At 64.4% G+C, this 23,714-nt stretch carries 27 protein-coding genes; 14 read left to right on the forward strand and 13 right to left on the reverse strand.

Annotated elements, in window-relative coordinates:
* The first annotated feature begins 53 nt into the window (after nucleotides 1–53).
* Nucleotides 54–509 (forward strand): TlpA disulfide reductase family protein, encoded by a 456-nt coding sequence (locus PSAL_RS09650; RefSeq protein ID WP_231388476.1) that lies wholly within the window; start codon nucleotides 54–56, stop codon nucleotides 507–509.
* A gap of 29 nt (nucleotides 510–538) precedes the next feature.
* Here the strand turns inward: PSAL_RS09650 and PSAL_RS09655 are convergent, their stop codons facing one another.
* Nucleotides 539–1,126, reverse strand: a complete 588-nt coding sequence (locus tag PSAL_RS09655) for a DNA-3-methyladenine glycosylase I (protein WP_231388477.1) — start codon at nucleotides 1,124–1,126, stop codon at nucleotides 539–541.
* A 62-nt stretch (nucleotides 1,127–1,188) separates the two neighbouring features.
* Here PSAL_RS09655 and PSAL_RS09660 point away from each other — a divergent pair, with 62 nt between their 5' ends.
* The 4 genes from PSAL_RS09660 to yddG all read left to right on the forward strand — a co-directional run bounded on the left by PSAL_RS09660 (nucleotide 1,189) and on the right by yddG (nucleotide 5,243).
* Entirely contained in the window at nucleotides 1,189–2,010 is an 822-nt protein-coding gene (locus tag PSAL_RS09660) for an EAL domain-containing protein (protein WP_196222697.1), read from the forward strand.
* Between the two features lie 178 nt (nucleotides 2,011–2,188).
* Nucleotides 2,189–3,364, forward strand: coding sequence for an acetyl-CoA C-acetyltransferase (locus PSAL_RS09665; RefSeq protein WP_119837909.1), 1,176 nt, complete (start codon nucleotides 2,189–2,191; stop codon nucleotides 3,362–3,364).
* A 145-nt stretch (nucleotides 3,365–3,509) separates the two neighbouring features.
* On the forward strand, nucleotides 3,510–4,232 hold the full coding sequence (phbB, locus tag PSAL_RS09670; RefSeq protein WP_119837844.1) for an acetoacetyl-CoA reductase: 723 nt from the start codon (nucleotides 3,510–3,512) through the stop codon (nucleotides 4,230–4,232).
* Between the two features lie 129 nt (nucleotides 4,233–4,361).
* Nucleotides 4,362–5,243 (forward strand): aromatic amino acid exporter YddG, encoded by an 882-nt coding sequence (yddG, locus tag PSAL_RS09675; RefSeq protein ID WP_119837845.1) that lies wholly within the window; start codon nucleotides 4,362–4,364, stop codon nucleotides 5,241–5,243.
* A 195-nt stretch (nucleotides 5,244–5,438) separates the two neighbouring features.
* On the opposite strand, the gene PSAL_RS09680 is transcribed toward yddG, so the two are convergent.
* The 3 genes from PSAL_RS09680 to PSAL_RS09690 all read right to left on the reverse strand — a co-directional run bounded on the left by PSAL_RS09680 (nucleotide 5,439) and on the right by PSAL_RS09690 (nucleotide 6,749).
* Nucleotides 5,439–5,609 carry a YdcH family protein gene (locus tag PSAL_RS09680; protein ID WP_119837846.1) on the reverse strand — a complete coding sequence of 57 codons (171 nt, stop codon included), beginning with the start codon at nucleotides 5,607–5,609 and terminating at the stop codon, nucleotides 5,439–5,441.
* A 158-nt stretch (nucleotides 5,610–5,767) separates the two neighbouring features.
* Nucleotides 5,768–6,556, reverse strand: a complete 789-nt coding sequence (locus tag PSAL_RS09685) for a tRNA1(Val) (adenine(37)-N6)-methyltransferase (protein WP_196222698.1) — start codon at nucleotides 6,554–6,556, stop codon at nucleotides 5,768–5,770.
* On the reverse strand, nucleotides 6,537–6,749 hold the full coding sequence (locus PSAL_RS09690) for a putative signal transducing protein (protein ID WP_119837847.1): 213 nt from the start codon (nucleotides 6,747–6,749) through the stop codon (nucleotides 6,537–6,539). Before PSAL_RS09690 ends, PSAL_RS09685 begins: the two co-directional genes overlap by 20 nt.
* Nucleotides 6,750–6,808: 59 nt before the next feature.
* Here PSAL_RS09690 and PSAL_RS09695 point away from each other — a divergent pair, with 59 nt between their 5' ends.
* Nucleotides 6,809–7,804: a polyprenyl synthetase family protein gene (locus PSAL_RS09695; RefSeq protein WP_231388478.1), complete on the forward strand. Its 996-nt coding sequence runs from the start codon at nucleotides 6,809–6,811 to the stop codon at nucleotides 7,802–7,804.
* Between the two features lie 61 nt (nucleotides 7,805–7,865).
* On the opposite strand, the gene PSAL_RS09700 is transcribed toward PSAL_RS09695, so the two are convergent.
* Together PSAL_RS09700 and greA are read right to left on the reverse strand one after the other, a co-directional pair.
* Nucleotides 7,866–8,765, reverse strand: coding sequence for a hypothetical protein (locus PSAL_RS09700; protein WP_119837848.1), 900 nt, complete (start codon nucleotides 8,763–8,765; stop codon nucleotides 7,866–7,868).
* Nucleotides 8,766–8,878: 113 nt separating this feature from the next.
* The gene (gene greA / locus PSAL_RS09705; RefSeq protein ID WP_119837849.1) at nucleotides 8,879–9,349 is read right to left on the reverse strand and encodes a transcription elongation factor GreA; all 471 of its coding nucleotides are present in this window, start codon (nucleotides 9,347–9,349) and stop codon (nucleotides 8,879–8,881) included.
* Nucleotides 9,350–9,704: 355 nt separating this feature from the next.
* Here greA and PSAL_RS09710 point away from each other — a divergent pair, with 355 nt between their 5' ends.
* The 4 genes from PSAL_RS09710 (at nucleotide 9,705) to PSAL_RS09725 (ending at nucleotide 14,660) form a co-directional block, all read left to right on the forward strand.
* Nucleotides 9,705–11,351 (forward strand): electron transfer flavoprotein-ubiquinone oxidoreductase, encoded by a 1,647-nt coding sequence (locus tag PSAL_RS09710; protein WP_119837850.1) that lies wholly within the window; start codon nucleotides 9,705–9,707, stop codon nucleotides 11,349–11,351.
* Nucleotides 11,352–11,460: 109 nt separating this feature from the next.
* Entirely contained in the window at nucleotides 11,461–13,170 is a 1,710-nt protein-coding gene (locus PSAL_RS09715; protein WP_119837851.1) for a tetratricopeptide repeat protein, read from the forward strand.
* Between the two features lie 31 nt (nucleotides 13,171–13,201).
* A complete protein-coding gene (locus tag PSAL_RS09720; RefSeq protein ID WP_119837852.1) occupies nucleotides 13,202–14,074 on the forward strand; it encodes a 4-(cytidine 5'-diphospho)-2-C-methyl-D-erythritol kinase in 873 nt (290 codons plus the stop codon).
* A gap of 94 nt (nucleotides 14,075–14,168) precedes the next feature.
* Nucleotides 14,169–14,660 carry a lytic transglycosylase domain-containing protein gene (locus PSAL_RS09725; RefSeq protein WP_119837853.1) on the forward strand — a complete coding sequence of 164 codons (492 nt, stop codon included), beginning with the start codon at nucleotides 14,169–14,171 and terminating at the stop codon, nucleotides 14,658–14,660.
* Here the strand turns inward: PSAL_RS09725 and mobA are convergent.
* Nucleotides 14,652–15,278 (reverse strand): molybdenum cofactor guanylyltransferase MobA, encoded by a 627-nt coding sequence (gene mobA / locus PSAL_RS09730; protein WP_408004180.1) that lies wholly within the window; start codon nucleotides 15,276–15,278, stop codon nucleotides 14,652–14,654. The two genes, PSAL_RS09725 and mobA, sit on opposite strands and share 9 nt — an antisense overlap.
* Nucleotides 15,279–15,417: 139 nt before the next feature.
* Here mobA and PSAL_RS09735 point away from each other — a divergent pair, with 139 nt between their 5' ends.
* On the forward strand, nucleotides 15,418–16,146 hold the full coding sequence (locus tag PSAL_RS09735; RefSeq protein ID WP_119837912.1) for an AzlC family ABC transporter permease: 729 nt from the start codon (nucleotides 15,418–15,420) through the stop codon (nucleotides 16,144–16,146).
* Complete coding sequence (locus tag PSAL_RS09740) at nucleotides 16,143–16,469, forward strand: AzlD domain-containing protein (protein WP_119837855.1); 327 nt, start codon at nucleotides 16,143–16,145, stop codon at nucleotides 16,467–16,469. The genes PSAL_RS09735 and PSAL_RS09740 overlap by 4 nt, the downstream gene beginning before the upstream one ends.
* A gap of 1 nt (nucleotide 16,470) precedes the next feature.
* Here the strand turns inward: PSAL_RS09740 and PSAL_RS09745 are convergent, their stop codons facing one another.
* From PSAL_RS09745 to PSAL_RS09765, 5 genes are all read right to left on the reverse strand, one after another.
* Nucleotides 16,471–17,097, reverse strand: coding sequence for a hypothetical protein (locus PSAL_RS09745; protein ID WP_119837856.1), 627 nt, complete (start codon nucleotides 17,095–17,097; stop codon nucleotides 16,471–16,473).
* Between the two features lie 222 nt (nucleotides 17,098–17,319).
* Nucleotides 17,320–17,454, reverse strand: coding sequence for an aa3-type cytochrome c oxidase subunit IV (locus PSAL_RS09750; RefSeq protein ID WP_119837857.1), 135 nt, complete (start codon nucleotides 17,452–17,454; stop codon nucleotides 17,320–17,322).
* Between the two features lie 88 nt (nucleotides 17,455–17,542).
* On the reverse strand, nucleotides 17,543–17,998 hold the full coding sequence (locus tag PSAL_RS09755; protein WP_119837858.1) for a hypothetical protein: 456 nt from the start codon (nucleotides 17,996–17,998) through the stop codon (nucleotides 17,543–17,545).
* Between the two features lie 63 nt (nucleotides 17,999–18,061).
* Complete coding sequence (locus tag PSAL_RS09760; protein ID WP_231388480.1) at nucleotides 18,062–19,105, reverse strand: MBL fold metallo-hydrolase; 1,044 nt, start codon at nucleotides 19,103–19,105, stop codon at nucleotides 18,062–18,064.
* A complete protein-coding gene (locus PSAL_RS09765) occupies nucleotides 19,102–20,829 on the reverse strand; it encodes an acyl-CoA dehydrogenase (protein ID WP_119837859.1) in 1,728 nt (575 codons plus the stop codon). Before PSAL_RS09765 ends, PSAL_RS09760 begins: the two co-directional genes overlap by 4 nt.
* 293 nt (nucleotides 20,830–21,122) lie before the next feature.
* Between PSAL_RS09765 and PSAL_RS09770 the strand changes: the two genes are divergently transcribed.
* Nucleotides 21,123–22,097 (forward strand): L-threonylcarbamoyladenylate synthase, encoded by a 975-nt coding sequence (locus tag PSAL_RS09770; RefSeq protein WP_119837860.1) that lies wholly within the window; start codon nucleotides 21,123–21,125, stop codon nucleotides 22,095–22,097.
* A gap of 21 nt (nucleotides 22,098–22,118) precedes the next feature.
* Here PSAL_RS09770 and PSAL_RS09775 read toward each other — a convergent pair whose 3' ends face one another.
* Nucleotides 22,119–22,649 (reverse strand): YqgE/AlgH family protein, encoded by a 531-nt coding sequence (locus PSAL_RS09775; protein ID WP_231388683.1) that lies wholly within the window; start codon nucleotides 22,647–22,649, stop codon nucleotides 22,119–22,121.
* 201 nt (nucleotides 22,650–22,850) lie between these two features.
* On the opposite strand from PSAL_RS09775, the gene PSAL_RS09780 reads away from it, so the two are divergent.
* Nucleotides 22,851–23,657 (forward strand): protein-disulfide reductase DsbD domain-containing protein, encoded by an 807-nt coding sequence (locus tag PSAL_RS09780; RefSeq protein ID WP_119837862.1) that lies wholly within the window; start codon nucleotides 22,851–22,853, stop codon nucleotides 23,655–23,657.
* Nucleotides 23,658–23,714: the final 57 nt, after the last annotated feature.

The raw sequence follows: 23,714 nt of genomic DNA on the forward strand, positions 1-23,714 counted from the left end.
CCCCGGTCGCGGCATGGGCAGAACCGTTGAGTCCGGGCCTGATTACCGGGGAAATGCGAAAGCTGACCCTGTCGGACCCGGCCAAACCGCTGGCGACCGATCTGGTCTGGGAGTCCGACAGCGGCCCCGGCAGCCTGGCGGATTACGCGGGCAAATGGGTCGTGCTGAATTTCTGGGCCGTCTGGTGCGGCCCCTGCAAGGAGGAAATGCCGACCCTCGCCGCGCTGGAAACCGCCCGCGGGGGGGATGATTTCGCCGTGGTGACCCTTGCCACCGGGCCGAACCCGCCCGTCGCGGTGGCGCATTTTCTGGAAAGCAACGGCGGCGCCAACCTGCCCCGCTGGCGCGATCCCAAAAGTGCGCAGGGCCGGCAGGCCGCCGTTCTGGCCATGCCGGTAACACTGATCGTGAACCCGGAAGGAGCCGAGGTCGCCCGCCTGATCGGTGGTGCGGACTGGAACGCCCCCGAAGCCCATGCGGTGCTCGACGCCCTGGCCGCCGGCCGCTAACCCGGCCCGCGCCGCAACGGATCGGCGTCTCAGGCCGTTTTCAATGCCGCCACCCTGTCGTGACAATGACAGGAAGTCAGGTGATCGTTGACCAGCCCCGTTGCCTCCATGAAGGCATAGACGATGGTTGGCCCGACAAAGCGGAAGCCCGCTTTCTTCAGGTCCTTGGACACCTGAAGCGACAGGGCGGTCTGCGTCGGGACCTCGACATGGGTGGCATATCGCGGCTGCAACGCCTCGCCATCGACATAATTCCACAGAAACTGATCGAAACCACCATTCGCCTCGATTTCCAGATAGGCGCGGGCATTGCCGATCACCGCTTCGATCTTGCCGCGATGGCGTATGATCCCGGCATCGGTCAATAGGGTCGCGACCTCGTCTTCGCCCCAGGTGGCGATGACGGCGGGGTTGAAATCGCAAAAGGCGCGCCGGAAATTACCCCTTTTCTTCAGGATGGTAAGCCAGCTTAATCCAGCCTGGAAACCATCCAGGATCAGCTTTTCCCACAGCGCCTGGCTGTCGCGTTCCGGCACGCCCCATTCGGTATCGTGGTAGGCCAAGTATAACGGATCGGCCGAGACCCAGGAACAGCGCGGCAAGTCGGTCGAATGCAAGATTTATCCCCCTGTTAAGATGCGGGCCCTATGCCTCGATGGCAGTCAGGAGGCACGAAGACATGGTGGGTATCAAGGCCAATTGGTCCGATCTCGAACCGGGATTCGAGGATCCCTTGCGCTCGGCCCTGACCCTGGATGCCGAAAGCATGCCGAACGAGATCGCCAAAGCCCTCTACAAGGGCAATGTCGCCATGGCGTTCCAGCCGGTCAGCCGCTGCGACGACCCGTCTCGGATCGCCTACTACGAAGGTCAGTTGCGCCTGTTCGACGAAAGCGACCGGGTTCTGCCCCTGCGCGACTACAAGGCCCCGGTCGCGGGAACGCTGACGGCCCGGCAGCTGGATTGCAAGGCATTGGAAATCGGCCTGGCGGCATTGCGCGACAACAGCGACATCCGCCTGTCCATCAACATGTCCGCGCGCTCCGTCGGTTTCCGGGAATGGATAGCGACCCTTCAGTCCCATTTTACCGCCTCGCCGCATATCGGCGAGCGGCTGATCTTCGAGGTGACGGAAAGATCGGCCATGCTGGTCCCGGAACTGACCGCCGCTTTCATGCATGACCTGCAGAACGAGGGCGTCTGCTTTGCCCTGGACGAATTCGGCTCTGGCGCGGCCGAATTGCGCCACATGCGGGATTTCTATTTCGACATCGTAAAGCTGTGCGGGGCCTATGTGCCGAACATCTACAACGATGCGGATAACAAGGTCCTGGTCCGCGCGCTGGTGATGATCGCTCAGCAATTCGAGATGGTTATGGTGGCCGATCAGGTTTCGGACCCGCGGGAATCCGCCTGGCTGGCGGCGAATGGCGTGGATTACATCCAGGGTAATCTGGTCGGACCGGCCACGCTCTATCCGCCCTGGGCGCCGCGCAAATAGGCAGGGGCGCAGGCCACCCCTGCTGCCTGCGCCCCTGCCCGAAGCAAAGGCAGGCCCGAGCGCATAGACGCGCGCCAAAGCGGTTTGACGCAGGCGGCCTTGTTGAGACGCCCCGGGGAATCCTATATCCACCATAGGGAAGGGCGGTGAGTGAGCGCCCAAAATGGTGGAGGACCCCATGACCAATGTCGTAATTGCATCCGCAGCGCGCACGCCTGTCGGATCCTTTCTGGGCGCCTTCGCGTCCACCCCGGCCCATGACCTGGGCACCGCGGTTCTGAAGGAACTCGTGGCGCGTGCCGGGATCGAGGGGACCGAGGTCTCCGAAACCATTCTCGGCCAGGTTCTGACGGCCGGCCAGGGCCAGAACCCGGCGCGCCAGGCCCATGTGAACGCGGGCTTTCCCATTGAGTCCGCGGCCTGGGGTCTGAACCAGGTCTGCGGGTCGGGCCTGCGGGCCGTCGCGCTTGGCGCACAACAGATCCTGCTGGGGGATGCCTCCATCGTCGCGGCCGGTGGCCAGGAAAACATGTCACTCAGCCCGCATGTGGCGCATCTGCGCAACGGCACCAAGATGGGCGATGTGAAATACATCGATTCGATGATCCGCGACGGTCTCTGGGATGCCTTCAACGGCTACCACATGGGTCAGACGGCCGAAAACGTCGCCGCCAAATGGCAGATCAGCCGCGACATGCAGGACGAATTCGCCGTCGCCTCGCAAAACAAGGCCGAAGCCGCCCAGAAGGCCGGCAAGTTCCAGGACGAGATCATTCCCTTCGTGGTCAAGACCCGCAAGGGCGACATCTCGGTCGATGCGGATGAATACATTCGCCACGGCGCCACCATCGAAGCCATGCAGAAACTGCGCCCCGCCTTCGTGAAGGACGGCACGGTCACGGCGGCCAATGCCTCGGGTCTCAACGATGGCGCCGCCGGTGTCCTGCTGATGAGCGCGGATGAAGCCGAAAAGCGCGGTATCGAGCCGCTGGCGCGCATCGCCTCTTACGCGACCATCGGGCTGGACCCGTCGATCATGGGCGCAGGCCCGATCTATGCCAGCCGCAAGGCGCTGGAAAAGGCGGGCTGGAAGGCCAGCGACCTGGACCTGGTCGAAGCCAACGAAGCCTTTGCCGCTCAGGCCTGCGCGGTCAACAAGGACATGGGCTGGGACCCCGAGATCGTGAACGTGAACGGCGGCGCGATCGCCATCGGCCACCCGATCGGCGCCTCCGGCGCAAGGGTCCTGAACACGCTGCTGTTCGAGATGAAGCGGCGCGGCGCCAAGAAGGGCCTCGCCACGCTTTGCATCGGTGGCGGTATGGGCGTCGCGATGTGTATCGAGCGCCCCTGATCACGGATCTGGAAAAGGCACCTTCGGGTGCCTTTTTCGTATTCCGCAAAAGATGTGCTTTCAAATCACGTACGAAATATTGTTGCGAGTGCAAATACGATTGTGCAATAGTATTTCAAAATATACAGATGGCTGGGAGAAGAGAATGGCACGGACAGCTCTCGTGACAGGAGGGTCCCGCGGGATCGGCGCTGCAATTTCCAAGGCGTTGAAGGCAGCAGGTCACACTGTGGCAGCCACCTACGCGGGCAATGACGAGGCAGCTGCGAAATTCACTGAAGAAACAGGGATTTCGACTTACAAATGGAACGTGGCGGATTACGCCGAATCCAAGGCCGGCATCGAAAAGGTCGAAGCCGATATCGGCCCGATCGAGATCGTCGTTGCCAATGCCGGGATCACGCGTGACGCGCCGTTTCACAAGATGACGCCCGAACAATGGCATCAGGTGATCGACACCAACCTGACCGGCGTCTTCAACACCATTCACCCGGTCTGGCCGGGGATGCGCGAACGCAAGTTCGGGCGCGTCATCGTGATCTCCTCGATCAATGGTCAGAAGGGCCAGTTCGCGCAGACGAATTATGCCGCCACCAAGGCCGGGGACATCGGCATCGTCAAATCCCTGGCCCAGGAGGGCGCGCGCTACAACATCACCGCCAATGCAATCTGTCCGGGTTATATCGCTACGGAAATGGTCATGGCCGTGCCTGAAAAGGTGCGCGATTCGATCATCGCACAGATCCCCACGGGCCGCCTTGGCGAACCCGAAGAGATCGCCCGCTCCGTGGTCTTCCTGGCCTCGGACGATGCGGCCTTCCTCAACGGCTCGACACTGTCGGTCAACGGCGGCCAGCATTTCGCCTGACGATTGCGTCGCTGGCGATTGCGCTGCTGCCGGCGTGGCCTGAAGCCTCTGCCTTATCACGAAGGGCCGCTGCCATCCGGCGCGGCCCTTTCCGGTTGACGCCACCGCAGCCCTGTTCCAACAGAGTGCATGACGCGCAGCCAATCCACTACGATCGGTTTTTCGGCCATCCTGCTTTGGGCATTGCTGGCGTTGTTCACGGTCGGAACCCTGCCGGTTCCGCCCCTGCAACTGAACGCGATCTGCTTTGCCATTGGCGGAACGATTGGGCTGATCTGGACCGGGGCGACCGGACAGTTTTCGGCGCTGCGGGGGCTTCCGCCTGCAGCCTGGTTACTGGGGGTGGTGGGGCTTTGCGGCTATCACGCGCTGTATTTCGCGGCCCTGCGTCGGGCCCCGGCGGCCGAAGCCGGGTTGATCGCCTATCTATGGCCGCTGCTGATCGTGTTGTTTTCCGGTCTGCTGCCAGGCGAACGGCTGCGCGCCGGACATCTATTGGGTGCCTTCATGGGCTTTGCCGGGGCGGCGCTGATCATCCTCGGGGGACGGGGTGGCTATGACCCCGCCTATCTGGATGGTTATCTTCTGGCACTGGCCTGCGCGCTGGCCTGGTCGGGGTATTCGGTGCTGTCGCGTCGGTTTTCCGAGGTGCCGACAGCGGCCGTCACCGTCTTCTGCCTTGCGACATCGGTGATCTCGGCATTGCTGCATCTGGCGTTTGAGGCAACTGCCTGGCCTGCGCAAACCAGCGGCTGGCTGTCGATCCTGGCCCTTGGGCTGGGGCCTGTGGGCCTTGCCTTCTACACTTGGGACATCGGGGTAAAGCGGGGCGACATTCAGCTATTGGGCGTGGCATCCTATGCCGCCCCGCTTCTGTCCACGCTGGCGCTGGTCCTGGCCGGGATCACTGATCCCAGCTGGAAAATCGCCCTCGCGGCGGCTTTGGTGACAGGCGGCGCGGCCATCGCCGCACGCGCCAGTTTTCGCAAGTCAGATCGCCCGAACAGCTAAGACTGCTGGCTGCGCGGTCGCCCTTTACCGGTGGGTGCAGGCCGGCCTACATCGACCGACATTCCTTGAATGTCAGAGGCTTGCGGTGGTTCTGGACGGGACGTCGCAGGTTGACTGTCCTGTGCTCTTTCACGGGGGTCTGCGGAATCAGGGTGCGAATTCTCCGCCCCTCATCCCGGTGTTATGCGGTGGGTATCAGTTGACTTCGGCCAGTCGGGAAATTTCTTCCTTCAGGCGCAGCTTCTGTTTCTTCATCGCAGTAATTTCCAGGTCGGACATGCCGGGCGATCGCTGTGCTCTGTCTACAGCGACCGAGAGAGATTCGTGTTTCTTCTTCAGTTCAGCAACATGGGAACTCAAGCTCATGATCGTCTCCTCTCTGGGGTTAGAGTAGCTTCAGTGCAGCACATTTTTACATTCCTGTCACCGTGCTGATACAAGGCTCTCGCTAAGACGTTACCGAAACGTAAAAATTTGGCCGTCAGAGGCCCCCGGCGCGGCCCATCACGCGGAAACCCGCCGCCTCACCCCGTGAAAATGAGCGATTCTCCGTCACGTAGAATGCGACTCGCTTCCCGCGTGTAGTCGCTGTGGTCGCTGGTATGGCTGGCATTCTCATGCAGCAGCAGGCCCGCATGCAGGCGAAAGGCCCCGCGACCCTCCTTGCGGCCCCGTAACAGAATCAGCTGCGATTCCCGCCCCCGGCGCGGGATCAGCGGTTTCAGTTCCAGCGACCCCAGCCGGGCATCGAAGGCGGCCATCAGTTCCGGCAGGCGTTCGGCGCGGTGGATGAAGGTCACGAAACCGCCGGGCGCACAACGCCGCGAGGCCGCATCGACCCACAGGTCCAGCGGAGTTTCCTCGCCCAGGGCGCCTTCGCGGTCGCGAATATGGGAGGGGATCGAGGCGTTGCGGCGGAAATAGGGCGGATTGGCGATGACATGGTCAAAGCGTTCCTGCCGCAGGTCCGGCGGCATCCGGGTCAGGTCGCCTTCGTGAATTACCATTTCCAGACCGTTCTCGCGGGCGTTGCGGCGGGCCAGCGCGGCATAGGGCGCCTGACGTTCCAACCCCGACAGGCGCAGCCCCGGCACCCGTGTGCCCGCACATAGCGCCGCCGTGCCGATACCGCAGCCGATGTCGAGCAGGCTTTGTCCCGCACTGGCAGGAATGGAGGCGGCCAGCAACACCGGGTCGACCCCGGCCCGATAGCCGGCACGCGGCTGGTTCAACCACAGCTTGCCGCCCAGGAACCGATCGCGGCTGAGGCCCTCAGGGGATTGCAGGCCCAGGTCAGTCCAGTTCGAATCCATTGTCCAGCAGCACCTTCCGGGCCGCGTCCAGATCCCTGTCCAGCACCATGAGCCTGCGCGGCAGGATCCCGATCGATCCTTCGAGCACGCTCATATTTACGTCCATTTCAAAGCAGTCTATATCCTCGCCCTGAAGCAAAGCCTGAGCAAAGGCGAGGCGGGTCGGATCGGTTGTGCGCATAAGCTGTCTCATCGTTCTGCAGATAAGAGCAGCCTGCCCGCTTTGTCGAGGCCGTATACGGGAGAGACGGTTTGGATCAGTTCGCCACCAAGCCCCATGACGCATTGGCCGGGGCCCTGCACAGCGAGCTTGACGCGGTCAATGCCCTGATCCGCGAAAAGATGGTGTCGCAGCATGCGCCGCGCATCCCCGAAGTGACCGCGCATCTGATCGAGGCCGGCGGCAAGCGCCTGCGCCCGATGCTGACCCTGGCTGCGGCCAGGCTCTGTGGCTACGAGGGCGGATTTCACATCCATCTCGCCGCGACAGTGGAGTTCATCCATACCGCGACGCTGCTGCATGACGACGTGGTGGACGAAAGCGAACAACGCCGCGGGCGCCCCACGGCCAATCTGCTCTGGGACAACCAGAGCTCGGTTCTGGTCGGGGACTACCTGTTCGCCCGCGCCTTCCAGCTCATGGTGGAACCGGGCAACCTGCGGGTTCTGAAGATCCTTGCAGGAGCCTCTGCCACCATCGCCGAAGGCGAAGTGCTGCAACTGACCGTGGCGCAGGATGTCAGCACCTCGGAAGACACCTATCTGCAAGTGATCCGGGGCAAGACCGCGGCGCTGTTTTCCGCCGCAACCGAATCCGGAGCCGTCCTTGCCGGCGCGCCCGAAGACCATGTCCGCGCGCTGACCGAATACGGCGACGCGCTTGGCATCGCCTTCCAGATGGCCGATGATCTGTTGGATTACCTCGGGGATTCCGGCCAGACCGGCAAGAACATCGGCGACGACTTCCGCGAACGCAAACTGACCCTGCCGGTCATCCGTGCCATCGCCAAGGCCGACGAGGCCGAGCGCAGCTTCTGGGAACGCACCATCGGGCGGGGCAGGCAGCAGGACGGCGACCTGGACACGGCCCTGTCGATCCTTGCCCGACACAAGGCGCTCGAAAGCACGCGCGACAGCGCCTACGCCTGGTCCGACAAGGCCCGCGCCGCGCTCGAAATCCTGCCGGAAAGCGAATTGCGCGACATCCTGTCCGATCTCGCCAGCTACGTGGTTTCGCGCCTCAAGTAAGCCCGGCGCCCCCTGCCCTGTTCCGCCTGATTGATCGTGATTTCGCCTGAACCGACCCGGTTCAGGCGGGCGCCACTGCGCGCTGCGCCTGCCGGGGGGTCTGCGGCGCGGTGCCGAAGCTGTCGAAGGCCTTGCCAAGCAGCATGAAGGCCCGCGCGGTCCGTGTCTGGGCCAGAGCGGCGAAATCGGCTTCGCCCGCCTCTTCCGAGAAATCCGGCAGCATCTTGTCGAAACGGCGTTGGAAATGATGCGCCGTGTCACGGAACACCGGATCCTTGCGCAGGCGCTCCTGAATCCTGGCTTCGGCCTCGGGGGCCGAGATCGCCGCCAGAGCCTCCACGGCGGGGCCGCGCTGCCCGGCGGCATAGGCGCGCCAGGCCTCGGCCGGGGTGGTGACCGGTGTCAGGTCGTCTGTATAGATACCGTCCTGGCTCAGCAGGGTCAGGATGTCCTGTGCGGCCTGGATCAGCAGGGCAATGCCCGGCTCTTTCAGCATCTTGCGCAGGGCGGCAAAGCCTTCGGTATCGTCAGCGGTTTCGGGGAAGTTCAGCGCGCGCACGAAATCGCCCCGAGTCGGCGGCGCATTGGAATCCACCAGCGGCAGATCCAGTTGCGGCGCCTCGCTGTTGCCACGCGCGGCGGGAGAGGCATCCTCTTCGGTCTCGTCTGGTTCGGCCCGCATCACGCTGCGTTCGCGAATCGCGGTCAGCGTCATCAGGGCCACCTCGGAGCGGCGCTGCGTCTCGGCCAGATCGTCGAGCTTGCGCAACACCGCCCCGGACAAGGAATCACCGCCTGTCTGTGCGGCCGGCATCTGCTGCGCCTTGCGCAGGGCCTCGACCGCCAGTGTCAGTTGCGCCATTTCCCGGCGCATCTCGGATCGGCTTCGGGCCGCCACCAGCGCAAGGGCGACCAGTACCAGAAGCAGACATCCTGCAATTCCGGCGAAAATCATGTCCATTCCGGAATCCTCCTTTTCGTCACGACTCAGTCAGGCCGCGGGGCAGCGGACAAACGCCCGTCGGCCCGCGACGCAAAGCGGCGCAGGCCCAGTGAAGGCGCGTCAGCCGCCCCCTATTGGTAAACGATTTTCAGGACTTCGTAAGACCGTTCCCCACCGGGTGTGCGGACTTCCACCGAGTCGCCCTCTTCCTTGCCGATCAGGGCACGGGCGATCGGCGACTTGATATTGAGCAAGCCGCCTTCGATGCTGGCCTCGTGTTCCCCGACGATCTGCCAGGTTTTCTCTTCGTCGGTGTCCTCGTCGACAAGGGTCACCGTGGCGCCGAACTTGATCGCGCCGCGCAGCGTCTTGGGGTCGATCACCTCGGCCAGCCCCAGCACGCCCTCCAGTTCCTTGATCCGTCCCTCGATGAAGCTCTGCTTTTCGCGGGCGGAGTGATATTCGGCGTTTTCCGAAAGGTCACCGTGTTCGCGTGCTTCGGCAATCGCCTTGATGATCTCGGGGCGTTCGACGGATTTCAGCTGCTTCAACTCGGCTTCCAGCTTTCGAGCGCCGGTGCGGGTCATCGGTATCTTTTCCATTGCAGCCCTCCTCGGCATGCAGAAAGGGGCCGCATGGCCCCTCTCGTTCGGTCTTCAGTCGGGATACCTGACCCAAAGCCGGGCCCAAATGCAAGCGATTTGCCGAACAAGCCGCGAACGTTCGCTCGCCGCCATGTCCCGCCCGATCGGAACGCCGATCTGCGCCCAATCCCCGAATTGAGCGTACCTCTGCGTCCCCCGATCACCAGGGTACCGTCAAACTGACTCCCCCTTCAGCCTATCGCCCCGCCATGTCAAAAAGCCGCTGACGTATCGTTGCAATTGCCTCTGGGACAGATAGAACGTTACGCTGTACGCAACAAAATTACCCGTCCCGCCACCGGAGAAGCCAGACATGTCCGAGACGCAGCGTGAAACCATGGAATACGATGTGGTCATCGTCGGTGCAGGCCCCGCTGGCCTGTCGGCCGCGATCCGCCTCAAGCAGCTTGACCCCGATCTGGAGGTCGTGGTGCTGGAAAAGGGCTCGGAAGTCGGGGCGCATATCCTGTCGGGCGCGGTTCTGGACCCTTGCGGGCTGGACGCTCTGATCCCGGACTGGAAGGCAAAGGGCGCGCCGCTGAACGTGCCGGTCAAGCACGACAATTTCTACCTGATGGGCGAAGCCGGCGAAATCCGCATCCCCAACTGGCCGATGCCCCCGCTGATGCACAACCATGGCAATTACATCGTCTCGATGGGCAATGTCTGCCGCTGGATGGCCGAACAGGCCGAGGAACTGGGTGTCGAGGTCTTTCCCGGCATGGCCTGTTCCGAACTGGTCTACGGAGAAAAAGGTGCGATCAAGGGCGTGGTGGCCGGTGAGTTCGGCAAGAACCCCGATGGCACCCCCGGACCCGGCTATGAACCCGGGATGGAGCTGCACGGCAAATATGTCTTCCTCGGCGAAGGCGTGCGCGGCAGCCTGTCCAAGGAAGTGATCGAACGCTACGGCCTGTCGGACGACAAGCAGCCGCAGAAATTCGGCCTTGGCATGAAGGAAATCTGGGAGATCGACCCGGCCAAGCACAAGCTCGGCACGGTCACTCACACGATGGGTTGGCCGCTGGGGTCGAACGCCGGCGGCGGCAGCTTCATCTATCACCTTGAAAACAATCAGGTCTATGTCGGCTTCGTGGTGCACCTGAACTACAAAAACCCGCATCTTTTCCCTTACATGGAATTTCAGCGGTTCAAGCATCACCCGATGGTGGCTGAGCTTCTGAAAGGCGGCAAGCGCGTGGCCTACGGCGCGCGGGCAATTTCCGAAGGCGGGTATCAGTCGATGCCGCAGATGGTGGCGCCGGGCGTCGCGCTGCTTGGCTGCTCGGTCGGCATGGTCAACGTGCCCCGCATCAAGGGCAACCACAACGCCATGCTGTCGGGCATCGCCGCAGCCGAAGCCGCCCATGCCGCCATCGGTGCGGGGCGCGCCGGGGACGAACTGCATGCCTACGAAGATGAGGTCCGCTCGGGCCCCATCGGCAAGGATCTGAAGAAGGTCCGCAACGTGAAGCCGCTCTGGTCGAAATTCGGCCTCGCCGCCTCGCTGGCGTTTGGGGGTCTCGACATGTGGACCAACAGCTTCGGCTTCTCGCTGCTCGGCACGCTTAAACACGGCAAGACCGATGCCGCTGCCACCGAGCCCGCCCATAAACACAAGCCGATCGACTATCCCAAGCCCGACGGCAAACTCAGCTTCGACCGGTTGACCAACGTGTCCTTCTCGATGACCAATCACGAGGAAAGCCAGCCCTGCCACCTGAAGCTGGCCGATCCGGATGTCCCCGTCGAAGTCGGCCTGCGCGACTATGCCGGGCCCTCGGCCCGCTATTGCCCTGCCGGAGTCTATGAATTCGTCGGTGAAGGCGTGGATGCGAAATTCCAGATCAATTTCCAGAACTGCGTCCATTGCAAGACCTGCGACATCAAGGATCCGGCGCAGAACATCACCTGGACAACCCCGCAGGGTGGGGACGGTCCGAATTATCCCAATATGTAAACTTCGCGAAGAATTTATGTTGCCGGCCCTCCGGGGCCGGGGACGTTGCATTGCTTTCGTAAGGACTGCCCCCTAGGCTCGGTGCACATACGCAGTCCGGGAACACGCCATGAACTTTCTGAAAGCCTCCGCACTGGCCCTCGCGACCTTGGCGCCCCTTGGTGCCATGGCCCCCCTGCCGGCCCTGGCCGACAGTGCCGCCGGGGACTACCTTGCCGGCCGACAGGCGCGTGCGACCGACGATTTCGACAATGCAGCCTATTATTACCGCCGGGCGATGCAGAGCTTGCCGGACGATCCCCGCGTTCTGGAAGGCCTCGTGCAATCCGAGGTTTCGGTTGGTCGCTTTGCCGATGCGATCCCGGCTGCGCAACGGCTGGAGGATCTGGGCGGCGAAAGCCAGCTGGCCCGCATGGTCCTGGTGGTCGATGCCCTGAAACATGAAGACTACGACGGGTTGCTCACCCGGATTTCAGCGCAGGAAGGCGCCGGGCCGCTGGCCGATGGGCTGCTGACCGCCTGGATCCGCCTTGGCCAGGGCAACATGGACGCCGCGCTTGCCGCCTTCGACAAGGTCGCCTCGGAAGACGGGTTGGCCTATTTCGCGCGCTATCACAAGGCGCTGGCGCTCGCCTATGTCGGTGATTTCGCCGCCGCAGAGGCGATCTATGCCGACCCCGAAGGCGGTCAGCTGGAAATGACCCGACGCGGTGCCCTTGCCCGGATAGAGGCGTTGTCGCAACTGGATCGCGATGAAGAGGCGCTGACGCTTCTGCGGTCCCTGTTCGGCAGCGATCTGAACCCAGAATTGCAGCAGATCAAGGCCCGCCTCGACGCGGGCGAGACGCTGGACAATACCCATGTGACCTCGATCACGGACGGCGCAGCCGAAGTCTTCTATTCCATCGCCGCCGCGCTGCAAAGCGAAGCCAGTCCGCAATACACGCTGCTGTTCACCCGTCTGGCCAGCGCCCTGCGGCCCGACCACGTGGATGCTCAGCTTCTGGCGGGCCAGCTGCTGGAATCCCTCGACCAGCCGGAATTGGCAACCGCGGCCTACCGGTCCGTGTCGCGGGATGACCCGAACTTCTACCTTGCCGAACTGGGGCGTGCCGACACGCTGTTCCAGTCCGAACGCGATGATGCCGCGCTCGAGGTGCTGAATTCCCTGGCCGTGACCTATCCCGACCTTTCCGAGGTGCAGGCAGCACTTGGCAGCATGCAGCGGCGGCTTGGCAATCACCGCGCTGCGGTAGAGGCCTATTCCCGCGCCCTTGACCTGCGCACCCCGGATGACCGGGGCAATTGGCTGCTGCTCTACAACCGCGCCATGTCGCGCGAACGCCTGAACGACTGGCCCGGCGCCGAGGCTGATTTCCGCGCCGCGCTTGACCGCAACCCGAACCAACCCAACGTGCTGAATTACTTCGGCTATTCCCTTGTCGAGCAGAATGAAAACCTTGACGAGGCGCTCGAGATGATCGAACGGGCCGTCGATCTTAGCCCGGATTCGGGCTATATCGTGGACAGCCTCGGCTGGGTCCTATTCCAGCTCGGTCGCGTCCAGGAGGCCGTGCCGCAGATGGAACGCGCAGCCGAACTGATGCCGGTGGATTCGGTGGTGAACGATCATCTTGGTGATGTCTACTGGAGCGTCGGACGCAAGCTTGAGGCGCAGTTCCAATGGACCCGCGCCCTGTCCCTTGATCCCGAAGACGACGAGGCGGACCGGATCAGGCGCAAGCTGAAGGTCGGCCTTGATGCGGTTCTGGCCGATGAAAAGGCCGTATCCGGTCAGGTCGCCAGCGACGACGGCTAAACCCCGGCGCGCGAATTTCAGGATGACAGCCATGGCTTCTTCGACCGCGCAGTCCCGCGCCGTTTTCCCGGATGCGCAGGCCGGGCTGACCCTGCTGGCTCCGGCCAAGGTCAATTTGGCACTGCATGTGACCGGGCAGCGGGCAGACGGCTATCACAGCCTCGACAGCCTGGTGGTCTTTGCCGATGCAGGTGATCAGGTCTCGCTGGCCCCCGCCCCGGACTTCAGCCTGCGTGTCACTGGCCCCCGCCGTGCGGGCGTCCCCGAGGATGACCGAAACCTTTGCCTGCGCGCGGCGCGGGCGGCGGGTATTCCGGTCGCGATCACGCTGGAAAAGCACCTGCCAAATGCCGCCGGTCTGGGTGGGGGCACGGCGGATGCCGCCGCCGTCCTGCGTGGACTTCAGCAGATGACCGGCGCGGCCCCGCTGGAAAACCCGGAACGCATCGGCGCCGATCTGCCCGTCTGCCTGTTCAACCGCCCCGCCCGCATGCAGGGCGTCGGAGAGCGTATTTCCCCGGTCCCGCCCCTGCCGCCCCTGCCCGCGCTTTTGATCAATCCCGGCGTCGCCCTGTCCACGCCTCAGGTCTTTTCCGCCCTGAAACGCCGCCACAACGGGGCGATGGACGACATCCCCCGAGGCCTGCAAACCCCGGCGGAAACCGCCACCTGGCTCAGGGAACAGCGCAACGATCTGCAATCCGCCGCGCTGTCCTGTGCCCCCGAAATAGGCACGGCCCTCGCGGCCCTCGACGCGCTGCCGGGGTGCCTTCTGGCGCGCATGTCGGGATCGGGCGCCAGTTGCTTTGCCCTGTTCCCGGACCGCGAAATGGCGGAAAAAGCGGCAGGTATCCTTGCCGCGCGGCACCCGGCGTGGTGGATCTGCCCTGTAACCCTTGGTTGACCGGCAGTCTTCTGCCGATCGCGGAATCCGTTCATTTGCCGAAAAGGCTTTTTCGCATAAGGCAATTGCAGCGAAACAGTTCCGGAGATGGTCCATGCGGTGGACACGGCTTGCAGCATTGGCATTGTGCTTTCCCATCCTCGCCTGTTCCGGCGGACAGGGAAGCGAACCTTCGGCAAGCCGCGCCTCGATGGCCTTCGTCGACCCCGCACCGCTCTATCCGAATGAGACACCTCAGCTGCGCCATCTTATCGAGAGATACTCCGCGCTGTATCAGGTGCCTGTGAAGCTGGTCCAGAAGGTGGTGATCCGCGAAAGCACCCATCGCCCCACCGCCCGCAACGGTCCCTATTACGGGCTGATGCAGATCCTGCCGGCCACGGCCCGCTCGATGGGCTTTCAGGGGCAATCGACGGATCTTCTGGATGCCGAGACCAACCTGAAATACGCGGTCAAGTACCTGCGCGGCGCCTGGCTGGTGTCGGATGGCGACCTTGATACGGCAGTCGGATGGTACGCCAAGGGCTATTACTACGAGGCCAAGAACCGCGACATGCTGGTCGAGACCGGGCTTCGGTCACATTGACGGTTCCCGGCCCGCCAGAAGGGTCCGCGCCCGGTCAAGGTCTTCGGGCCGGTTGATATTGAAGAACGGGTCCCCCCGGTCGGAGGGAAACACCGCCCGCGCTGTCCGTTCCGGCAAGGCCCAATCCCGCATCCGGCGCAAACCGCCCTCCAGTGCCGCACGCAGGGCGTCGCGCTGTGACACGGGCCAGAGGCCAAAGGTCGGATGGTCCCGGATCTCGCCGCCTGCATCCGCACTGGCGGCAATGGCGCAATCGCAGCCCGCCATTTCGGCCGCCAGAAACAGTTGCGGCACCAGGTCCGCGGGCAGGAACGGCGTGTCGGCGGCGACTGTCACCACCCTGTCGCCCCCTGTCGCCGCCGCCCAGTCCAATGCCGCCAGAACCCCACCGAGTGGTCCCGCCGGCTGCGCCGTGCTGTCGGCCAGCACCGGCAAGCCGAAACGTGCCAGACGGGTCGCATCGCCATTGGCGTTGATCGCCAGATCCGCCACCTGCGGGTCAAACCGCGCGATCACCGCATCCAGCAGGCAACCGGAGCCGAAACTCAGCAGCCCCTTGTCGCCGCCGCCCATGCGACGGGCCTCGCCCCCCGCAAGGATGACACCCCGGATTTCCATCAGGTTCCTCCTGTTTCAGGACGCATCGGCCGCGCCCCCGGACAATCTCGAAAGGCCGCTTGCACCCTTGCATGTTTGCAGTCCGGGCTGTGCGCAGGACCCGATTGCCACCGCCATGGCTTGGCGGTAGATGCGCTACATGACAACTTACGCAGACACCCCGGCCGAGGCCAGCGAGAAACCGACCTATTGGCGCGGCGTCCGGGATGGCGCGCCCTTCCTGCTGGTCGTCGTGCCCTTCGCCATGCTCTTCGGCGTGGTGGCGACCGAAGCCGGGCTGAATGTATTCGAGTCGCTTTTCTATTCCGTGGCCGTGATCGCGGGCGCCGCGCAATTCGCGTCTCTTTCGCTGCTTCAGGATGGGGCGCCGGTGTTCATCGCCCTGGCCTCGGCGCTGGCGGTCAATCTGCGGATGGCGATGTATTCGGCTTCTCTGACGCCCTACATGGGGGCTGCGCCGCTGTGGCAGCGGGCGCTGGCCGCCTATCTGATTATCGACCAAAGCTATGGTTGCGCAGTCCAGGCATACGAACAGAACCCCGCCTGGAGCATCCGCCAGAGGATGAGCTATTTCTTTGGCGTGGTCTCTCCTATCATCGTGCCCTGGTATATCGCGACGGTGGTCGGCGCCCTTGTGGGCAGCGCGATCCCCCCTGCCCTGGCGCTGGATTTCGCCGCTCCGATCACCTTCATCGCCATGGTGGCCCCGATGATGCGCAGCCTGGCGCATATCATGGCCTGCCTGGTCGCCGTCATCCTGTCCCTGGCGCTGGCCTGGGTGCCCTATAACGGCGGGCTGATCCTGGCCGCGATTGCCGGGATGATGACCGGGGCCCAGGTCGAGGTCATGATGGAGAAGCGCAAATGATCGACCGCAGCGATCTCTGGATTGTCATCATCGGGCTTGGCATCGGCAGCTACCTGCTGCGCTTCGTCTTTCTCGGCATCATAGGCAGCCGGCCAATGCCGGTATGGCTGATGCGGCACCTGCGTTACACCGCCGTGGCCGTGCTGCCGGCGCTGGTCACCCCGATGGTGGTCTGGCCCGCCGGCACCGACGGCAGCTTCGACATGGCGCGCCTGCTGGCGGCGCTTACCACCTTCGGCATCGGGTTGTGGTTCCGAAACACCCTGGCCGCCATCATCGGCGGGGCCGCGACGCTGTATCTGATGCTTTGGGTGCTGGGCTGACCTAGCTGCCAGTGGCCGGCGAAGGGGTCTCCGCGACAGAGCCGGGCGGCGTGAAATCTTCGTAGAGCACCGTTCCCTCGACCCCGGTCAGGTCGGCGAATTCATCCGACAGGGTGACCGGAAAGAAGGTCACGCCGATGGATTCAAACCCCGGCAACTGGCGCAGGATGCTGGACGTCGAATTGGCGCAATAGGCCGAGCCGACCCGCCCCCGCGCCTTTGCCAGTGCCAGTGCGCGAGAGGCAACTTCGGGTGACACCTCGACCCGCTGGGTCAGGACGTTGAAGGTCTCGCGGGCATGCATGCTCTTGTAGGCCTCCCACCAGGTGGGATCGATACCGATCAGCACATCGCCTTCGCGGCGGATCTGTTCATGGTGAAAGGATCCGGCCGGATCAAAGATCACGGTTTCCTCAGCGACGATCTTCAGCGCCGTATGACCGCCATTGCCCGTGCTGTTGTTGCGCACGGTCACCAGCGTCAGCGACGGTGCCTCGTCATCATGCCAGGGCCCCCGCGTAACCGCATCGCCAGAGGTCGGCACATCGACAGGTGCAGGACCGGGGGCGCAGGCCGACAGGGTGATGCCCAGTGTCAGCGCTGCGAGAATCGTGAACAGGCGTGGCATGGGAACCTCCGCAGGGGCCGGGCCGGGCAGACAGCTTGTGCCACCCCGGCTTGAAAACGTGACGGATTGTCAGGAAAACTGCGTCGCCGGATCGGGCCATCGGGCGAATGCGATGCTACCGGATGGGATGGTCCTTCTGCACAGGATCAGCGGACAGCAGCCCGCCCGCATTCACCTGCGCCATGTTCGGGCAAACACCGGCGATACCGGGGTCGTCCGCGGTCAACTGTTGAAGATCGCCAGGAAGACCAGAACGAAGATCGACACTCCGGCCACGATTGCCGAGGCGCGGATGAACCCGTCAAAGGTCGATTCCTGGGTCGAGATATCCATTTCGCCGTGCTTGTGCTCAGCCATGCTGCCTGTCCTTCAACAACGTTGGGTTTCCCTGCAAATACCGGATCGAAACAGCCATGTCACCCGGTTACACGCACCTTGCGACCATTCATCCCTGGCTGCGTTCCAGGTCGGCGCGCAACTGGAAGCCGATGCGGCGCGGGGCGGCCTGTTCGGGCTGCTTGGGCAGGGCGCGCAGCATCACCGACAATTGGGTCACGTGCTGGATCAGTTGGGTTTTGCGCCCCTCGGTGTCGGTGCCGTAGAAGGTCACGATATCCGGGTCGAAAAAGCCCATGCCTTCGATCTTCAGTACGCCCGCATCGCCCCCGGCAAAGCCCATGGCGACCTCTTGTTCGCTATCAAGGGTCTCTTCGAAGCTCTGGATATACAGCACCAAGCGTTCATAGGCCCAGGCGGCCGGGCTCTTGGTGGCCAGCGGTCGGTCGATGACCTGTTCAGGTTCCTCGCCCGTGGGGGCGCCATCGGTGCGCACCTCGTGGCGGCGACAGGACAGGACCGCGTTTTCGGCGTGCTCCGCGCTGGTGTCGACCTTGTTATCCATCATCGCGTCTTCCCCTCGTCGCGGTGCCCCGGAACGGTTTGTCCGTCCGGGCCGGGGGATCTGCTATGCCCCGTCCGCTATCTGCCAAAGCCAGGCGCCATCGGCGCGCAGGCGACGGGTGATCTGCCCGCGCCTGTAAAGATAATTTAGGTGCGCGACGGTTTCGGCAAGGGCCAGGCCGAAGGTTCCGGCATTTATGCGCCGCTTGAACAACACCGGAAAGCAATCGACAGCCACCTGCGGCTCGGTCAGCAGGGCGCGCAGGCGGTCCAGCGCGGAATGGTGGTTCTCCGCCATCTGGCGCAGCCGGATCGGCAGCCCCGTGAAAGGCAGGTTGTGACCGCCCAGCACAAGCTGGTCTTCCCGCGCCACCTCGGCAAACCGCGCCGTCGCCGTCAGCCATTCGCCCAGCGGATCGGCCCCCGGTTCGGTGGGGTGGACCCCGATATTGGGGCTGATGCCGGGCAAAAGCTGATCCCCGCCCAGCACCAGATTGTCGTCGCGGGACCACAGGGTCAGATGTTCGGGCGCATGGCCGTGGCCGACCCGCACGTCCCAATCCCGCCCCCCGGCGTGAAAGCTGTCACCATCCTGCAAGCGGGTGAAACCGACCGGGATCGGCTGCACAACATCCGCGAAATTGAACGGACGTTCCCCGGCGCGCTTTGCGATCTGCTCGGGGCTCATCCCGGCGCGTTCCCAGAAGCGCAGCGCCTCGGGCACCGGGCGGTCCTGTTCGTCCAGCAGCAGCATCCGCGCCATCAGCCATGCCGTGCGAGAGGTGACAAGCTCGGCCCCGCGCTGCTGGAACCAGCCGACCATCCCGCAGTGGTCCGGATGATGATGGGTCAGCAGGATGCGACGCACAGGCTTGGCGGCCAGCGGACCATCCAGCAGATCCTGCCAGATCTCGATCGTCTGCGGCGTGTTCAGCCCGGTGTCGACCAGCGTCCAGCCGTCCCCGTCATCCAGCGCGTAGACATTGACGTGATCCAGCGCCATCGGCATCGGCAGGCGGATCCACAGCAGGCCCGGCGCAACCTCGACAGGGGTCCCAAAGGCGGGCGGGACTTCCCATGGAAAGCGGATCGGGCCCAACTGGGTCACGCCCCGAGATCCTCGAGGCTGAGCGCGTAAAGATCCGCGTCCCCGACGACCGCATGGCTCAGCAGGCCGACATGTTCAGGCAGCAGACGCGCGATGTAGAAGGCCGCAAGACGCGAGCGCGGCCCATTGCCGCCCTCGGCCATCGCGGCCTTGAGGTGGGCAAAACCACCAAAGACACGGGCAAAGCCCATCAGGTAGGGCATCGATCCGGCAAAACGGCGGTTCACGTCGTCTTGCGAGACCATCCATTCCGTCGCCTCGCGCAGGGTCTCGACTCCCTGCCAGAGCGGCTCTGCCAGGGCGTCGAAATCGCCGCGCCCGGCTTCGGCCAGGGCCTGCATCTCGTCTATCAGGGCAAAGGCGGCCTCGCCCCCATCGGCCAGCTTGCGGCCCACAAGGTCCATCGACTGGATGCCATTGGTGCCCTCGTAGATCGCCGTGACCCGCACGTCGCGGTAGAATTGCGAGGCTCCGGTTTCCTCGATGAAGCCCATGCCCCCATGGACCTGAACACCGGTTTCCGACACCCGCATCCCGGTTTCGGTGCCAAAGGCCTTGGCGATCGGCGTCAGGAAGGCGGCGCGGGCAGACCAAGCGGCCTCGCCCGTGGCCTCGGCCATGTCGATGGCTGCGGCACAGCTCAGGGCGATGGCGCGGGCGGTAAAGATATCGGCGCGCATGGTAGCCAGCATCCGGCGCACGTCGGCGTGGTCCGCGATGGCCCCGGTGGCCCCCGGCTTGCCCTCCAGCACGGTGCGGCCCTGAGTGCGCTCCTGCGCAAAGGCCAGCGCCTGCTGATAGGCGCCCTCGGCGGCGCCGATGCCCTGGATGCCGACACCGAGCCGGGCGTTGTTCATCATCGTGAACATCGCCGCCATGCCCTTGTGCGGGGCCCCGACCAGCCAGCCGGTTGCGCGGTCGTATTCCATCACCGCCGTGGGCGATCCGTGCAGGCCCGTCTTGTGCTCGAGGCTTACCACCCGCAGGCTGTTGGCCGCCCCAAGCGAGCCATCTTCGTTCGGCAGGTATTTCGGCACCAGAAACAGGCTGATCCCACGGGTCCCCGCCGGGGCCTCCGGCAACCGCGCCAGCACCAGGTGGCAGACATTGCCGCCGAAATCGTGATCCCCCCAGGAAATATAGATCTTCTGCCCCGAAACCGCGTAGGTTCCATCCTCCAGCGGTTCGGCGCGGCTGCGCAAAGCCCCCACGTCGGACCCGGCCTGCGGTTCGGTCAGGTTCATCGTCCCGGTCCACTCCCCCGAGATCAGGCGCGGCAGGTACATCGCCCGGATGTCATCCGAGGCATGATGCGCCAACGCTTCGACCTGGCCCTGGGTCAGCAGCGGGTTCAGCCCCAGCGACAGGCAGGCCGCCGACAGCATGTCGTTCATCGCGCTGGTCAGGGTGACGGGCAGGTCCATGCCGCCATGGGCTTCGGGTGCGGACAGGCCCAGCCAGCCACCATCGGCCAGGGCGCGGAACCCTTCGGCAAAGCCCTTTGAGCAGCGCACCGCACCGTTTTCCATCCGCGCCGGATCAAGATCGCCGGAGCGTTGCAGGGGCGCCCATACATCCTGGGCCAGGCGGCCGATCTCGACCAGGATGGCATCGACCGTGTCGGGCGAGGCTTCGGCAAAGCGGTCCGAGGCGGCGATGCCGTCAAACCCGATCACATGGTCGAAAAGAAAGCGGAATTCCCCAATGGGCGCGCGAAACGGCATGGTCTTGTCTCCTCCGTGGCCATGGCAGGTCAGCTGGGCCGGGTCGTTTGAGCCCTTGTCCCGGGCCGGTGCGGGCAATGCCCGCCTGGCCGCCGGTGGGGCGAATGCAATCTGTCGCGCCAGTCCCGCGCTGGCCCCTTGCGGTCGTTCAGGGGCCGGCCAGCTTGGCAAGACGGGGCCGCCGCGCTATGGCACCCCCATCCGAAGTGATACCGTACCCCGGTCGCTTCGCCTATCAACCTGAACGCCGCGTCACGAATTTCCGACGGGGCGACGTCACGCGGAAAGACGATATGGTCCAGACCCGCCTTCTTGACGCCAGCGACGCCGCGCTGGACGCGGCCGCCGCGATGCTGCGCGCCGGGCAACTTGTCGCGATGCCGACCGAAACCGTCTATGGCCTGGCCGGGGACGCCACTGATGACCATGCGGTCGCCGCGATCTACGCCGCCAAGGGCCGCCCCTCCTTCAACCCGCTGATCGCCCATGTCGTGGACCTCGACATGGCGCGCAGCCTCGTGGAAATGCCGGGCCCTGCCGGGGATCTGGCCGCCGCCTTCTGGCCCGGTCCCCTGACCCTTGTATTGCCGCTGAAACCGGGCGCGCGGGTCTCGGCGCTGGTGACGGCCGGGTTGCCGACCCTGGCGATCCGCATTCCCGCCCATCCACTGGCGCGCGGGCTGATCGCCCGCGTCGGCAGACCGCTTGCGGCGCCCTCCGCCAACCCGTCGGGTCGGATCAGCCCGACAGAGGCGCAGCATGTGGTCGATGGCCTGGGTGGCCGGATCGCGGCCGTGCTGGATGGCGGACCGTGCCGTGTCGGCGTGGAATCGACCATCGTCGCGGTGGATGCAGCGGGCGCGGCACGGTTGTTGCGCCCGGGCGGCATCCCCGCCGCACAGATCGCCGCGTGCCTTGGGCAGGACAGCCTGACGCAGACCGAAGCGGATGGCTCCGGCATCGAATCCCCCGGCCAGATGCTGTCCCACTACGCACCGCGCGGGACCCTGCGCTTGAATGCATCTGCGCCGCGCCCCGGCGAAACCTACCTTGGTTTCGGCCCTGATTCGGGGCGGACATCTGAAGAAACCGGGCTGAACCTGTCCCCCGCCGGTGACCTGACCGAAGCGGCGGCCAACCTGTTTCGCCTGATGCATGTGCTGGATGACAGGGGTGCCGACTCCATCGCCGTGGCGCCGATCCCCGAAACCGGACTTGGGCAGGCGATCAACGATCGGCTACGCCGGGCCGCCGCACCGCGCGACTAGCCCGCCCGCGGCCCAAGGACGTCACGCCCGGCCGGCAACCCCGGACAGGACCAGCGGATCCAACCCTTCTTCGGCCAGCGCACGGGTCCATTTGCGGGCATCATCGACGCCGAATATCGTCTCGGTGTCCGCCGCGCCGATCAGCCAGCCATTCTGGCCGATCTCGGCCTCCAGTTGCCCCGGGCCCCAGCCGCAATAGCCAAGCGCAAACAGCACCCGACGCGGGCCGTCGCCCATGGCGATGTCTTCGAGGATATCCAGCGTCGCGGTCATCCTCAGGTCTTCGCTCACGTCGAGGCTGGACAGGGCGGAATCGTAATCGGCGGAATGCAGGACGAAACCGCGCTCGCGTTCCACCGGGCCACCGGAATGGACCCGGCCGGCCAGTGCCTCGGCGCAACCTTCCACGCCAAGCTGCTCGAACAGGTCGGCCTTCACCATGCGGTCCACCGGCTTGTTGACCATCAACCCCATGGCCCCGTCGTCGGAATGGGCACAGAGCAGGATGACCGAATTGGCAAAGCGGGGATCCTCCATGGCCGGCATGGCCATCAGGATCTTGCCTGTGAGATCGAAGGGTTCCGCCAAAATGGAGCTCCGGAGGTTGCTGCATGTTTCGGACAGGGACAGAGTGATGCGCATTTGCGGCGCAATCAACCTGAAAGATGCAACCGCGCGTCAGCGAGGGTAAATCGCGCAGCCATCGCCGCTTTGTGAATTGGATTTTTACCGGCAGGGGGGCATCAGTAAGCCATGACATTCCCCTTCCGCATGGTGGCGCTTGCCACGGCCCTGTCCCTTTCGGCGCTTTCGGCGGCGGCCAATCCCTATGCCGAGTATATCTCTGCCCGGCTGCTTCCCGGCTGGCGGGCCGCAGACGGCACCCATATGGCCGGGCTGGAACTTGACCTCGCCGATGGCTGGAAGACCTACTGGCGCCAACCCGGCAGTGCCGGCATCCCGCCCAGTTTCGACTGGACCCGTTCGGGCAACACCCAAATGGTCGAAGTCATCTGGCCCAACCCCGAGATCTTCGAGCTCAGCGGCATGCGCTCCATCGGGTACAAGCATCGCGTCGTGCTGCCGCTGAAGATAACGCCCGGCGATCCGTCGGAAGATGTGCACCTGTCGGGCCAGATCCACCTTGGTATCTGCGAAACGGTCTGTGTGCCGCTGAGCCTTGAGGTTTCGGCCGATCTGTCGCGCCAGAAATCCGGCCGTGATCCGGCCATCGTCGCCGCCCTTGCCTCCCGTCCCTTTACCGCCAAGGAAGCCCGCCTGACCCGCGCCACCTGCCGGTTCGAGCCGCAGCAGAACGGCGTCGGGATCGAAGCACGGCTGACCCTGCCTTCTGCCGGACAGGATGAAACGGCTGTTTTCGAGCTGCCGCAGCCGGAAATGTTCATCACCGATGCGGTCACCCGGCGGGAAGGCGACACGCTGATCGCCCGTGCGACGCTGCTGAACGGTGGGCCGATGCTGCTGGACCGCTCGCAATTGCGCATCACGGTACTGGGCGGCGATCACGCAGTGGAAATCACCGGATGCAGCGCCGGCTGACTGCGACCCTAAGCGGTTTGGCAGGCTGGTCTGACCGCCCTGCCCCCGATTTCAAGA

The sequence above is a fragment of the Pseudooceanicola algae genome (genome assembly GCF_003590145.2).
Taxonomy (GTDB): domain Bacteria; phylum Pseudomonadota; class Alphaproteobacteria; order Rhodobacterales; family Rhodobacteraceae; genus Pseudooceanicola; species Pseudooceanicola algae.

Bases quoted from the DNA above. Each gene is read 5' to 3' on its own strand.
- PSAL_RS09650 (WP_231388476.1), top strand. From the start codon at position 54: ATGCGAAAGCTGACCCTGTCGGACCCGGCCAAACCGCTGGCGACCGAT.
- PSAL_RS09660 (WP_196222697.1), top strand. From the start codon at position 1,189: ATGGTGGGTATCAAGGCCAATTGGTCCGATCTCGAACCGGGATTCGAG.
- PSAL_RS09665 (WP_119837909.1), top strand. From the start codon at position 2,189: ATGACCAATGTCGTAATTGCATCCGCAGCGCGCACGCCTGTCGGATCC.
- phbB (WP_119837844.1), top strand. From the start codon at position 3,510: ATGGCACGGACAGCTCTCGTGACAGGAGGGTCCCGCGGGATCGGCGCT.
- yddG (WP_119837845.1), top strand. From the start codon at position 4,362: ATGACGCGCAGCCAATCCACTACGATCGGTTTTTCGGCCATCCTGCTT.
- PSAL_RS09680 (WP_119837846.1), bottom strand. From the start codon at position 5,609: ATGAGCTTGAGTTCCCATGTTGCTGAACTGAAGAAGAAACACGAATCT.
- PSAL_RS09685 (WP_196222698.1), bottom strand. From the start codon at position 6,556: ATGGATTCGAACTGGACTGACCTGGGCCTGCAATCCCCTGAGGGCCTC.
- PSAL_RS09690 (WP_119837847.1), bottom strand. From the start codon at position 6,749: ATGAGACAGCTTATGCGCACAACCGATCCGACCCGCCTCGCCTTTGCT.
- PSAL_RS09700 (WP_119837848.1), bottom strand. From the start codon at position 8,765: ATGGACATGATTTTCGCCGGAATTGCAGGATGTCTGCTTCTGGTACTG.
- greA (WP_119837849.1), bottom strand. From the start codon at position 9,349: ATGGAAAAGATACCGATGACCCGCACCGGCGCTCGAAAGCTGGAAGCC.
- PSAL_RS09710 (WP_119837850.1), top strand. From the start codon at position 9,705: ATGTCCGAGACGCAGCGTGAAACCATGGAATACGATGTGGTCATCGTC.
- PSAL_RS09715 (WP_119837851.1), top strand. From the start codon at position 11,461: ATGAACTTTCTGAAAGCCTCCGCACTGGCCCTCGCGACCTTGGCGCCC.
- PSAL_RS09720 (WP_119837852.1), top strand. From the start codon at position 13,202: ATGGCTTCTTCGACCGCGCAGTCCCGCGCCGTTTTCCCGGATGCGCAG.
- PSAL_RS09725 (WP_119837853.1), top strand. From the start codon at position 14,169: ATGCGGTGGACACGGCTTGCAGCATTGGCATTGTGCTTTCCCATCCTC.
- mobA (WP_408004180.1), bottom strand. From the start codon at position 15,278: ATGGAAATCCGGGGTGTCATCCTTGCGGGGGGCGAGGCCCGTCGCATG.
- PSAL_RS09735 (WP_119837912.1), top strand. From the start codon at position 15,418: ATGACAACTTACGCAGACACCCCGGCCGAGGCCAGCGAGAAACCGACC.
- PSAL_RS09740 (WP_119837855.1), top strand. From the start codon at position 16,143: ATGATCGACCGCAGCGATCTCTGGATTGTCATCATCGGGCTTGGCATC.
- PSAL_RS09745 (WP_119837856.1), bottom strand. From the start codon at position 17,097: ATGCCACGCCTGTTCACGATTCTCGCAGCGCTGACACTGGGCATCACC.
- PSAL_RS09750 (WP_119837857.1), bottom strand. From the start codon at position 17,454: ATGGCTGAGCACAAGCACGGCGAAATGGATATCTCGACCCAGGAATCG.
- PSAL_RS09755 (WP_119837858.1), bottom strand. From the start codon at position 17,998: ATGGATAACAAGGTCGACACCAGCGCGGAGCACGCCGAAAACGCGGTC.
- PSAL_RS09765 (WP_119837859.1), bottom strand. From the start codon at position 20,829: ATGCCGTTTCGCGCGCCCATTGGGGAATTCCGCTTTCTTTTCGACCAT.
- PSAL_RS09770 (WP_119837860.1), top strand. From the start codon at position 21,123: ATGGTCCAGACCCGCCTTCTTGACGCCAGCGACGCCGCGCTGGACGCG.
- PSAL_RS09775 (WP_231388683.1), bottom strand. From the start codon at position 22,649: ATGGCCATGCCGGCCATGGAGGATCCCCGCTTTGCCAATTCGGTCATC.
- PSAL_RS09780 (WP_119837862.1), top strand. From the start codon at position 22,851: ATGACATTCCCCTTCCGCATGGTGGCGCTTGCCACGGCCCTGTCCCTT.